Annotated in this window: 7 protein-coding genes; 4 read left to right on the top strand and 3 right to left on the bottom strand. The window is 35.3% G+C overall.

The genetic code is table 11. The annotated features are described in order from the left end of the window. Positions 1-139 precede the first annotated feature (139 nt). Both C1H87_RS10490 and C1H87_RS10485 read left to right on the top strand, forming a co-directional pair. Complete coding sequence (locus C1H87_RS10490) at positions 140-2,728, top strand: phosphoenolpyruvate carboxylase (RefSeq protein WP_102755757.1); 2,589 nt, start codon at positions 140-142, stop codon at positions 2,726-2,728. A 199-nt stretch (positions 2,729-2,927) separates the two neighbouring features. Next, positions 2,928-3,827, top strand: coding sequence for a cupredoxin domain-containing protein (locus tag C1H87_RS10485; RefSeq protein ID WP_102755756.1), 900 nt, complete (start codon positions 2,928-2,930; stop codon positions 3,825-3,827). Between the two features lie 313 nt (positions 3,828-4,140). Here C1H87_RS10485 and C1H87_RS10480 read toward each other — a convergent pair whose 3' ends face one another. Genes C1H87_RS10480 through C1H87_RS10470 form a run of 3 tightly spaced genes read right to left on the bottom strand, consistent with a single transcriptional unit; the run spans position 4,141 to position 6,758 of the window. Next, a complete protein-coding gene (locus C1H87_RS10480; RefSeq protein WP_102755755.1) occupies positions 4,141-5,367 on the bottom strand; it encodes an ammonium transporter in 1,227 nt (408 codons plus the stop codon). Between the two features lie 27 nt (positions 5,368-5,394). Continuing rightward, the gene (locus C1H87_RS10475) at positions 5,395-5,733 is read right to left on the bottom strand and encodes a P-II family nitrogen regulator (RefSeq protein WP_102755754.1); all 339 of its coding nucleotides are present in this window, start codon (positions 5,731-5,733) and stop codon (positions 5,395-5,397) included. Between the two features lie 17 nt (positions 5,734-5,750). Further along, positions 5,751-6,758 (bottom strand): outer membrane beta-barrel protein, encoded by a 1,008-nt coding sequence (locus C1H87_RS10470; RefSeq protein ID WP_102755753.1) that lies wholly within the window; start codon positions 6,756-6,758, stop codon positions 5,751-5,753. Positions 6,759-7,223: 465 nt separating this feature from the next. Between C1H87_RS10470 and gltB the strand changes: the two genes are divergently transcribed. Both gltB and C1H87_RS10460 read left to right on the top strand, forming a co-directional pair. Then, on the top strand, positions 7,224-11,738 hold the full coding sequence (gltB, locus tag C1H87_RS10465; protein WP_233783427.1) for a glutamate synthase large subunit: 4,515 nt from the start codon (positions 7,224-7,226) through the stop codon (positions 11,736-11,738). Positions 11,739-11,742: 4 nt separating this feature from the next. After that, entirely contained in the window at positions 11,743-13,206 is a 1,464-nt protein-coding gene (locus C1H87_RS10460) for a glutamate synthase subunit beta (protein WP_102755752.1), read from the top strand. The last annotated feature ends 130 nt before the right edge of the window (positions 13,207-13,336 follow it).

Genomic DNA, 13,336 nt, shown 5'->3' with positions numbered 1-13,336 from the left:
AGTATAGCCTCTATTTTTTTTAATTATTCACAATTAGAATTCGTTAAACTAAAAAAATCTGTAAATTTTTATCGAGCCTATTAGCTTTAATAAAAGCTTCACTACTTTTACAGTTAATAATTTTCAATAGAACGAAATCATGTCTGTAGAGCCAAAATTAAAGCGATTTAATCAATCGGTTTTGTCAAAATATCAAATATACAACAGTATATTCATGACATTACCTTTTGATTCTGTAACTAAAACCGGAGTATTACTTCCTTTATTTCACGAAACCTGTAAAAAAGGTTTTAAAAATGGTGATGATCCCACTGCCATTGTTGAAACATTTTTTGAAAAATACCAGGCACGTAGAAACAAGGAAAGCCAAATAAACTTATTATTTAGATTTATACAATACATCGAAAGGCAAGTTGTTTTATTTGACGCTATCGAAGATGCTGCTTACCCTATTGTAAACAACATGGATGGTGTTGGTACATTAAGAAACTTAAAAGGATCTGCAACTTCTGAAGGGAAAATGGATGCATTAAAAGCCTTTCTTGAAGAGTTTAAGGTCCGTATTGTTTTAACTGCTCACCCTACACAATTTTACCCTGGATCTGTTTTAGGGATTATTACAAATTTAACCGAAGCCATTAAGGAAAATAACCTTTCTCAAATAAATAATTTATTTGGGCAATTGGGTAAAACGCCTTTCTTTAAGCGCGAAAAACCTACGCCTTACAATGAAGCAAAAAGCTTGATTTGGTATTTAGAGAACGTTTTTTACAAAACATTTGGCGAAATATACAACTATATCCAAACCAATATTTATGCCGATGGAAAAAAGCATAACGATATTATAAATCTTGGATTCTGGCCTGGTGGTGATAGAGATGGTAATCCTTTTGTAAAACCAGAAACCACTTTAAAGGTTGCCAATAAACTTAAACGATCTGTCCTTAAAAAATATTACGAAGACCTTAAGGATTTAAGACGCAAACTTACATTTAGAGGTGTTGAAGAACGTGTAATAAAACTTGAAACCATACTTTATAAGTACAGCATCAATCTAAATTATAAAAAAGCCATTACGCATAAAGAGCTTATTGTTGAATTATTGAGTATAAGAAACGAGGTTGTTAAAGAACATCAATCGCTTTATGTTGATGAATTAAATCAAATTATAAACAGAGTACACCTTTTTGGATACTGGTTTGCAACTTTGGATGTTAGACAAGATAGTAGAATTCACCATTCTGTTTTTACAGCGGTAATAGATCATTTAATTGAAACGGGGGATGATTCTATTCCAAGCAACTACCATGATTTATCCGAACCCGAGCAAATTAAATTATTATCTGAAATATCGGATAAGTCAATAGACATTAGTGTTTTTAAAGATGAAATGGTATATAATACTTTAAAAACTATCGAGGTTATTAAAGATATTCAAGAAACCAATGGCGAGCGTGGAGCAAACAGATATATTATAAGCAATAACCAAACAGCCTTAAATGTTATTCAGCTTTTCACGATGCTTAAACTGGTTGCATTTAAAGATGATTTAACGGTAGACGTTGTGCCTCTGTTTGAGACCATAGACGATCTTGAAAATGCGCCTGGTGTTATGGAGCAATTATATAGCAACCCGGCTTATATGGCTCATCTTAAAAAGAGAGGCAACAAGCAAACGATTATGTTAGGATTCTCTGATGGTACAAAAGATGGTGGTTACTTAATGGCAAACTGGGGTATTTATAAAGCTAAAGAGTTGCTTACCAAAATGTCTAGAAAATACGACATAACCGCTATATTCTTTGATGGACGTGGTGGACCACCAGCAAGAGGTGGAGGTAAAACACATAACTTCTACTCATCATTAGGTCCAACTATTGAAGACAAGGAAGTACAGCTTACTATTCAAGGACAAACCGTAAGTTCTAATTTCGGAACTTTAGACTCGTCGCAATACAACTTGGAGCAATTAATAAGTTCTGGTATTAAAAACCGAATAGACCACGATAAGAACAGAATGTCTGAAGAAGACAGAGTTGTTATGAACGATCTTGCGGAAACAAGCTACCAAACTTATAAAGATTTTAAAAGCCACCCGATGTTCATCCCTTACTTGGAGCGCATGAGTACTTTAAAATATTACGCTAAGGCTAATATTGGTAGTAGACCTTCTAAACGATCTAACTCCGATAAGTTGGTGTTTTCAGATTTAAGAGCAATACCATTTGTAGGATCATGGAGTCAATTAAAACAAAATGTTCCTGGTTTCTTTGGTGTTGGTACAGCCTTAAAAGTTTACGAAGACAATGGCGAGTTCGATAAAGTAGAACAGCTTTACAAGAATTCAAAGTTCTTTAAAACCTTGCTGGAAAACAGTATGATGTCCTTATCAAAATCATTCTTCGATTTAACTAAATATATGTCCAGAGATCCTGAATTTGGTGAGTTTTGGAATATTATTTATGCCGAATACCAAACAACCAAAAGGTTACTGTTAAAACTAACCGGTTATGAGCAATTAATGGAAAACGAACCTTCTGGAAAAGCTTCTATTGATGTTAGGGAATCGATTGTTTTACCATTACTGACTATTCAGCAGTATGCACTTAAAAAAGTTCAGGAACTGGAAAAAGCAGAAGTAAAAGACGAAGAACAACTAAAAATTTTCGAGAAGATTGTAACACGCTCTCTATTTGGTAACATTAATGCTAGTAGAAATTCGGCTTAGAAGCATCGTAAATTTAATATAATGATAAGCCTTCGGTTATACCGAAGGCTTTTTTATTCAGGCTTCAACCTTTTAATAAACAGAGTTAAAACCTCGAACGAAGATTTAAACTTTCCTTCATAACGAAAATTCGCATTAAGCCTTATATTTGAAAGAGAAATAAACACAAATATAGTTTATACTATAATTAACAAAACTCATGAAAGCCCCAATACCCAATACCAAAACATCAAGTATTGTATTATTAATCTATTTAATACTCGTTTCTTGCCAGTTCAACCAATCAGTCAACAAGGATGTAACAACCGGAGCCTATTCCAGAGAAAATGGTATTGGGTGCGATGATGTCGTTATTGAAATTAATGGAAATACCGAAAAACGAAACGAATTTGTTTATGGTGAAAAAGTAAAACTAACCTTTAACAATATTAGCGGATTAACTAATGTAAAAAACAAAACCTATCCCGGTTTGTCCATGTATATTGTAAAAAACGAAAAAGACACGGTACTTTCAAACCCTGAGCTATTAAACAATCTTGACAAAGGAATCGACATTTCCCCACTGCAATTATACACATACTTTATAGCTACTGCTCCCAAAAGAAACAACGAGACTTATAAAGTTCATGTTAACATATGGGATAAAAAAGGAGATGGTAAATTCTCGTATGAATTACCATTTACTTTAAAAGAAAGTGAATTATTCGATATAAAAAACAACGGTATTGAATGTTCTAGTGTTTACTTGCAGAATGAAACTCTAAAACGACCCATTTTTGATAAAAACATAAGTCTCGAAAACTCATACATGTTAACACTTGACGATATAAAAGGCTTAAAAAGTATTAATGGAAAGGTTTTTCCGGTTTTTTCGATCGATCTTATTGATAATAATGGAAATAAAATCCTATCAAGACCAAATGTCCTAAGCGATTTTGAAGCAATAAGCGTAAACCCGGAAGACTCAAAAACTAAACTATATACAACATTTAGCCTTTCTAATGTCGAAATAAACAATCCCTACAAATTAATTGCTAAAGTAAAAGACAAGAATTCTTCAAAGGAAATTGAGATAACAGCAGAGTTAATCATAAACTAAAATTGTTCGACTTAAATTAGTCTCAGTTAATATTAACTTTGCCAATTTAACCATCCAGCCGAACAATATAGAAAAACGTACAACAACGATGCTAGAAACTTAAGAGAAGTCTACTTTGGGCTGATTTCTGTATTCGAAAATCAATTTAATAAACCGATACATAACTGAAATTTTGTTTTAGACATCTAAAATATAATCAATCTAGGGCACATCAAAACGTAAAAGGCTCTTGTGTTTAGAGCATAGAAAAGGCTGCCTTATAGAATACAAGACAGCCTTTTTTTTAACTAACTATAAAATTCAGCTATTTATATTAATGCTCATTCATTCTAAAATCAGCATAAGCACTCATACCATGTTCGTGTCCATCTAGCCCTTCCAATTCTTCTCTTTCAGAGACTCTAATTCCAACCGTTTTCTTAAGTGTAAATAAAATAAGGAACGATGTTACCAAACAGAATCCTGCATAACATGCCACTCCTAATAATTGGATTAAGAAAGTATGCTCTGGGTTAGTTGAAAAAATACCAACAGCAAGTGTTCCCCAAATACCACAAATTAAGTGTACTGCAATAGCTCCTACAGGATCATCTAATTTAATACCGTCTATAAAGCTAACAGCAAATACAATAAGAGCACCGGCGATAGCACCAATAATAATCGCACTCTCTGGAGTCATTACATCTGCTCCGGCAGTAATACCAACTAAACCTCCTAAGATACCATTTAAGAACATCGTTAAATCTAAATTCTTAAACCTTAAGAAAGATACTAAAGCAGCAACCACACCACCTGCCGCAGCAGCTAAACATGTAGTTACCAAAGTTAATGAAGTTAATTCAGGGTCTGCAGAAAGCACAGAACCACCATTAAATCCAAACCATCCTAACCAAAGTACCAAAACACCAGCAGTAGCTAAAGGAATGTTGTGTCCAGGAATTGCTTGTGGCTTACCGTCTTTAAACTTACCAATTCTAGAACCTAGTAACCAAACTGCTACTAAAGCAGCCCATCCACCAACAGAGTGTACTAATGTAGAACCAGCAAAATCGTAAAATCCTAATTGATCTAAGAATCCTGATCCCCATTTCCATGATCCTGCAATTGGGTAAACAACCCCAACATAAATAATAGTAAAGATCATAAATGGTCCTATTTTCATACGCTCAGCAACAGCTCCGGAAACGATAGTTGCAGCAGTTGCAGCAAACATCCCTTGAAATAAGAAATCTGTCCACCATGTATATCCTCCATCAGCATATTCTGGTGTCATTCCATTCTCAGGTGGTGTTATACCAAATCCTGCGAAATCAAAAACTCCAGCAGCACCTTCTTCAAATCCTGGATACATTAAATTAAACCCTGCGATATAATACAATAGTAATCCAACAGTGATTATAAAAATATTCTTAAATAAAATGTTAATTGTGTTCTTTTGTCTTGTTAACCCAATTTCTAAAAATGCAAAACCTGTATGCATGAAGAAAACGAGTGCTGTACAGATCATCATCCATACATTATTTGTAGTAAGTAATTCCATAATTATATATTTTTAGATGATGATTAATTATTTTAAAGTGTCTCCACCTTTTTCCCCTGTTCTAATTCTGTAACATTCATTAATATCGGAAACGAATATCTTTCCATCTCCAACTTCTCCTGTAGCAGCAGAGCTAAGAATAGCCTTAATAGTTACTTCTTCAAAATCATCATTTACAACAATAGATATATGTCTACGTTGAATATCACTTGTACTATATGATACACCCCTGTACACATGTCCTTCCTTTTCATTTCCTAAACCAGTAACATCCCAGTAAGAGAAAAAGTTTACTCCAACATCGTGCAATGCCTCTTTAACAACACGATATTTTGATTTTCTAATAATTGCTTCAATTTTCTTCATGATTGTATTAGTTTTTGTTAGAAAGAATAAATAGCAGCTAATGTGAAAGCAGCTAAGCTTTTTGTAGTTTCTAAATCAGAATTATAATATACCTCCTCAGAATTGCTATCTAAACGTAATTCTGGTTTAATAATCAAGTTTTCTAAAGTGTAGCTTCCTGTTAAAGTCACTGCAAACACATTAGTGTCATCTACAGGACCATCATTCATCCAGTTAAAGTACTCACCTCTTAACCCTATAGAGAAAGAATCACAAGTTGCAAGTTGTGGGTATAAAGCAGCCCCATAAAATCCAGATCCGTCATTATCGGCATACGCACCATTAATACCTAAGAAGAAATTATCGGATAAATCAAATCCACCAGTATAATCTACTTCAAAACCTAACTTAATCCCAGAATCATAGTAGAAATTTAAAAACTGACCTTTATATCCTAACTGAGCTCCCAGTGCATAATCACCTGTTACGTTACTATCTATGTCAGTAGCATTCATAAGAGCCAACATTAAACTAAAGTCATCAGATAAAGAAAAATCTGCTTTTAACCCTACATGAGAGAATGGCCCACTAGAGAACAAATAAGATGTACTGTAGTTAAAGTTTGCAGACGGAGATATAACTTCGTACCCTAAATACGTGTTGAATCGACCTAAAGTTAAAGTAGTTCCTTCCGATACATTCCAGTAAGCGTATAATTGATTAATATTATTTCCAGTAATTGCATCATTACCTCTTGGTCCAAAAACCACATCTGCAACTACTCCAGTTTTTTCACCTTCGTAGCTAGCAATAATGTTTGCCATTCCTAATGCAAAACCAGTTTCATTCGCAAAAGAAGTACCAAATGTTTGTGAGCCACCATCGCCATCATTAAATAAAGGATTAGCAGCGTCGGTAGAAGTTATGTTTGTTTTGTAATAAGTATCTACAGTTCCGCTTATAGAAACCTTCTTCTTAGCTTCTTCTTCTTGAGCAAATAAAACAGTTGCCATTAAAAGCATTGAAAGAGTAATTAGTTTTTTCATAATTGTTTAGATTTTAGTTATTGATCTTTAAGTGTTTATTTTCTAATTAACGGGGCTAATCTATACAAAAAACATTTATACCCCATAAAAAATAGGGGTCATTGATTAAATTTTATTAATATTTCAATTTTAACCCTATTTTTTTATAGGTATGTTGTTTATAAAAGATATTTTTGAATTTTTAACAACTCGTTTATTTGAAGATTTGATACTATTTTATAGGCTTTAATGATTTTATTCTCAGGAATTTGGTTTTTTATTAGCATAAATTCACATATCCGGATTTATTACTAAAAATTATAGATTGAATATTTATTAAAAAAAACAGTTAATATTGATATATAATTATTTTTACCTCGACTTCCTTTATATAATCGGAATAATGAATTACCCCTTATTGTTATTCGAATGTTAGTATATATCTTAGCTTTTCAACTCGTTTTTTAAACCTAAAGTTTGTTGATTATGCTGAAGAAACAAGGACTCTATTTACCCGAATTTGAACATGAAAACTGTGGCGCAGGTTTTATTTGTAATCTCAATGGAGAGAAAACAAATCAAATCATTCATGATGCCCTAGAAATTCTTGTAAAATTAGAACACCGTGGTGGTGTAAGTTCCGATGGAAAAACCGGTGATGGTGCTGGTTTATTAATTGATATCCCTCATAACTATTTTAAAAGAGTTTGCGATTTTAACATCCCTGCTCAAAGAGAATATGCCGTAGGTATGGTTTTCTTACCAAAAACATCAAACCAATACCAATTTTGCAAAGACGCATTCGAGAACGAAATAAAAGAGCAAGGGCTCACTATTTTAGGGTGGCGAGAAGTACCTGTAGACTCTACACAATTAGGACAAATAGCCTTAGCTTCAGAGCCTAATATTGAACAAATTTTTGTTGGTAAAACAGACGCAATTAACGAAGCCGATTTTAAAGCTAAATTATACGCCGCACGTAAAATTACTGAGCACGTTATTAGAAAGTCGAAAATTTCTGAAAGCGGCTATTTTTATGTGCCTAGTTTATCAACAACAACCTTAATTTACAAGGGTATTATAATGCCCGAAGATATTGGTCCTTATTATACCGATTTACAACAAGAAGATTTGGTAACCCGCCTAGCATTGGTACACCAACGTTTTTCAACTAACACTATGCCTACCTGGGAGTTAGCACAACCTTTCCGTTTTATGTGTCAAAACGGTGAGATTAATACGCTACGTGGTAACGTAAGTAGAATGCGTGTGCGCGAAGAAATCATGAAAAGTGATGTTTTCGGACCTCAAATAGACAAATTATTCCCTATTATATTACCAGGCAAATCGGATTCTGCTTCAATGGATATGGTAGTAGAATTATTAACACATACCGGAAGATCGTTACCGGAAATTATGATGATGATGATTCCTGAAGCATGGGAAAAACACAAAACCATGTCTGATGACAAAAAAGCATTTTACGAATACAATCACTGTATCATGGAAGCATGGGATGGTCCGGCTTCTGTTCCTTTTACAGATGGTGATTACATAGGTGCTTTATTAGATAGAAATGGATTAAGACCTTCTAGATACACGGTTACCAAAAGCGGTAAGTTAATTATGTCGTCGGAAATTGGTGTGGTAGAAATCGCTCCAGAAGACATAGAAAAACATGGTAGATTAGAGCCTGGAAAAATGTTCCTGGTAGACATGAACAAAGGGCGTATTATTGAAGACGAAGAAATTAAAAGCAAAATTGTTTCAGAAAGACCATATAAAACATGGTTAGATAAAACAAGATTACATTTAAAGGATGTACCTTATACAAACACAACCTGTCCGATTGAAACCATCGATATAAAAACACGACAGCGTCTGTTTAATTATACATTCGAAGATATTCAAGAGGTTATTACACCAATGGCTCTTAATGCTAAAGAAGCACTTGGTTCTATGGGTATCGATACACCATTAGCGGTACTATCGGACAGACCTCAACTTATTTCAAACTACTTTAAACAATTATTCGCACAAGTAACCAACCCACCATTAGATGGTATTCGTGAAGAAATTGTAACCGATATTAGTCTAAACCTAGGTAAAGACAGAAATATATTCAGCATTACAGAAAGACAGTGTAGAAAACTACGAATTCAAAACCCTGTTATTTCTAACGCCGACCTTGAAAAAATAAGAACCATTCAAATTGAAAGCTTTAAAGCAGAAACCATTGAAATTTTATATCCTAAAGCACAAGGATTGAATGGATTGGAGAATGCTTTAGAAGACATCATCAAACAGGTTGAAAAAGCACTGGACAGAAAAACGAACATTATCATTCTTTCAGATAGAGGTGTTAATCAAGAGTTTGCTCCTATCCCTGCCTTATTAGCGTGTTCTTATGTAAACCACCAAATGAACCGTTTGCGTAAGCGTTCTTATTTCGATATTATTATAGAATCTGCAGAACCTCGCGAACCACATCACTTTGCAACCCTATTCGGATATGGCGCTTCGGCTATCAATCCTTACATGGTGAATGAAATTATAAGAATGCAAGTGAAGGATGGCTTTATTACCAATATGGATGAAGACAAAGCCGTAGAAAACTTCAATAAAGCTATTGGTAAAGGATTACTAAAAATCATGAACAAAATTGGAATCTCTACCTTACATTCGTACAGAGGTTCCCAAATATTTGAAATCGTTGGTTTTAATTCTCAATTTGTAGATAAATATTTCCCTTATACCGCTTCAAGAATTGAAGGTATTGGACTTTATGAAATTGAAAGAGAAATTAATGAACGTTACAAACAAGCCTATCCAGACAATAAGATAGACAAACGTTTAGGTTTAAACATTGGCGGTGATTACAGATGGAGACGTAATGGAGAAAGACACTTGTTTAACCCAACAACCGTAGCTAAACTGCAACAAGCCGTTAGGTTAAGCGATCAAAAAAGTTACGATGTATACTCAAAAACAATCAACGAACAGTCTGAAAACTTAATGACTATTCGTGGTTTATTTGAGTTCGACAACTTAAACCCAATTCCAATTGACGAGGTAGAACCTTGGACGGAAATAGTTAAGCGTTTTAAAACCGGGGCTATGTCTTACGGATCTATTTCGAGAGAAGCTCATGAAAACCTAGCCATTGCTATGAATCGTATTGGAGGAAAGTCCAATTCTGGAGAAGGTGGAGAGGACAGAAAACGTTTTCAAAAAGATATAAACGGAGATAGTAGAAACTCTGCTATTAAACAAGTAGCATCTGGTCGTTTTGGAGTAACATCGCATTACCTTACAAATGCTAAGGAAATCCAAATCAAGATGGCTCAAGGTGCTAAGCCTGGTGAAGGCGGGCAATTACCTGGTGAAAAAGTATTACCATGGATTGCAGATGCCAGAAATTCAACCCCTTTCGTTGGTTTAATTTCACCACCACCACATCACGATATCTATTCTATTGAAGATTTGGCACAATTAATTTTCGATTTAAAGAATGCCAATAGAGAGGCGAGAATTAACGTAAAACTAGTATCTGAAGTTGGTGTTGGTACCATTGCTGCCGGAGTTGCAAAAGCAAAGGCAGATGTTGTTCTTATTTCCGGTTACGATGGTGGCACCGGAGCTTCACCGCTAACCTCATTAAAACACGCAGGTTTACCATGGGAGCTTGGTTTATCTGAAGCACAACAAACATTGGTATTAAATGACCTTAGAAGCAGAATCGTTGTGGAATGCGACGGTCAGTTAAAAACCGGTAGAGATGTTGCCATAGCAGCACTTCTTGGAGCTGAAGAATTTGGCTTTGCAACAGCACCACTAGTAGCTTCGGGGTGTATTATGATGCGTAAGTGTCATTTAAACACATGCCCTGTAGGTGTAGCTACCCAAGATAAAGAACTACGTAAAAACTTTAAAGGTACGCCAGAGCACGTTATTAATTTCTTCTTCTATGTTGCAGAAGAATTAAGAAACATTATGGCTCAGTTAGGGTTTAGAACTATGGCCGAGATGGTTGGTCAGACCCATAAAATAAATGCCAATAAAGCCATTAAACATTATAAAGCTAAAGGGTTAGATTTATCAAGTATTCTACACAGACCAGCTGTATACAATAGTATGACTGTAAAGAATACTGAACAGCAAGACCATGATTTAGATAATGTACTGGATTTCCAAATACTCAAAGACTCACATAGAGCACTTTACCGAAAGGAAAAGATGATTCTGGAATATCCAATTAAAAATGTAAACCGTACGGTTGGAGCCATTATAAGTAACGAAATCTCTAAAATTTATGGACATCTAGGTTTACCAGAAGATACGTTGAACATTAATTTTACGGGATCTGCCGGACAAAGTTTTGGAGCTTTTGGTGCGCATGGACTAACGTTCCATTTAGAAGGAAATACAAACGATTACTTGGGTAAAGGGTTATCTGGCGCGAAGCTAATCGTTAAGAAACCTGAGGCTGCCGATTTCCTTGCTCAAGAAAACATCATTGTTGGTAACGTTTGTTTATTTGGCGCCGTACACGGTCAAGCCTACATAAATGGTATAGCCGGCGAGCGTTTTGCAGTCCGTAACTCAGGAGCTACAGCCGTAGTTGAGGGTGTGGGGGATCACTGTTGTGAATATATGACTGGGGGTCGTATTGTAGTACTTGGAAAAACAGGTAGGAATTTTGCTGCTGGTATGAGTGGTGGTTACGCTTTTGTATTAAACGAAACCGGACAATTCACTGATGGGTTGTGTAACGAAGAAACTATAGATTTCGATCCTATTACCGATACAGATGCTGCAGAGTTAAAAGATTTAATCGAAAAACATGTAGCCTATACTAACAGTAAAAGAGGAAAAGAAATTCTAGCCGACTGGGATAATTACTTAGCAAAATTTGTTAAGGTAATGCCTAAAGAATATAAAATAGCATTGGAAAGAATTGCTAATGAAGAACCAATGGTAGAAGAACTAACAACTGCATAATGTCATGGGAAAAGTAACAGGATTTAAAGAATTTGAAAGACAAGATGAAAAATACACGCCTGTAGATGATCGTGTAAAGCATTATAAAGAATTTACGGTTCCTTTAAGTGAAGCTGAAATCACTAAACAGGGATCAAGATGTATGGATTGTGGTATTCCATTTTGCCACAGTGGTTGCCCTCTAGGAAATTTAATCCCGGATTTTAATCATATGGTTCATCAGGGAGAATGGCAAAAAGCCTCATGGTTATTACACTCAACTAATAATTTCCCTGAGTTTACAGGTCGTTTATGTCCGGCACCTTGCGAAAAATCATGTGTATTGGGTATTATAGAAGACCCTGTATCCATCGAAAATATCGAAAAAAATATTGTAGAACGTGCTTTTAAAGAAGGCTGGATTAAACCACAACCACCTAAAACCAGAACTGGCAAGACCATTGCTGTTGTAGGTTCCGGACCAGCTGGTTTAGCTGCCGCACAACAATTAAACAGAGCAGGACACACGGTAACAGTTTTCGAAAGAGATGATGCTATTGGAGGATTATTACGCTACGGTATTCCGAACTTCAAAATGGAAAAAGAGATCATCGATCGTCGTGTCGCTATCTTGGAAGCAGAAGGTATTTCCTTTAAAGTTAATATTAACGTTGGTGTAAACTACGATGTAAAGGAATTAAAGGCATTCGATGCTGTTGTTCTATGTGGGGGTGCTACAGAAAGACGTAGCTTACCTACTCCTGGTATTGATGCAGACGGTGTTGTACAGGCTATGGACTTTTTAACACAGCAAACCAAAGTTGTATTTGGACAAGAAATAAAAGATCAAGTATTAGCAACCGATAAAGATGTTATTGTTATTGGTGGTGGAGATACAGGGTCTGACTGTATAGGAACATCAAACCGTCACGGAGCAAAATCGGTGGTGAATTTTGAAATCATGCCAAAACCTCCAGGACACCGTTCGCCAACTACACCTTGGCCTTATTGGCCATTACAATTAAAAACGTCCTCTTCTCACCAAGAAGGTGTTGAGCGTAATTGGCTAATCAATACTAAAGAGTTTATAAAAGACAAAAACGGCAAACTTACCGCTTTAAAAACAGTAAATGTAGAGTGGAAAATGGTTCCTGGAGAGCGCCCTCAGCTTATAGAAATTGAAGGTACCGAAAAAACCTGGCCATGTGATCTTGCACTATTGGCGCTAGGGTTTACTGGACCAGAAAGTACTTTAGCCGATAAGCTAGGCATAGAAAGAGATGCACGCTCTAATTATAAAGCTGAATACGGGAAATATCAAACGAATGTTCCAAACATTTTCACTGCCGGTGATATGCGCCGTGGACAATCCTTAATTGTTTGGGCAATTTCAGAAGGTAGAGAAGCAGCGCGTCAAGTAGACTTATACTTAATGGGTAAATCTAATTTGCCATCAAAAGATATGAGTGGTGACCTAGTTACTCTATAATAATATTATTGTATTATAAAGAGGGAGTGTCTCAAAAATGTCATTCTGAATGAAATGAAGAATCTCTTTTAACTTGCATCTTTTAAGATTCTTCGCTATGCTCTGAATGACACTTTTGAGACACTCCCTT

Source organism: Flavivirga eckloniae, from assembly GCF_002886045.1.
Classification (GTDB): domain Bacteria; phylum Bacteroidota; class Bacteroidia; order Flavobacteriales; family Flavobacteriaceae; genus Flavivirga; species Flavivirga eckloniae.
Note: the sequence above shows the minus strand (reverse complement) of the source record. Positions and strands in the feature narration are given on the sequence as shown.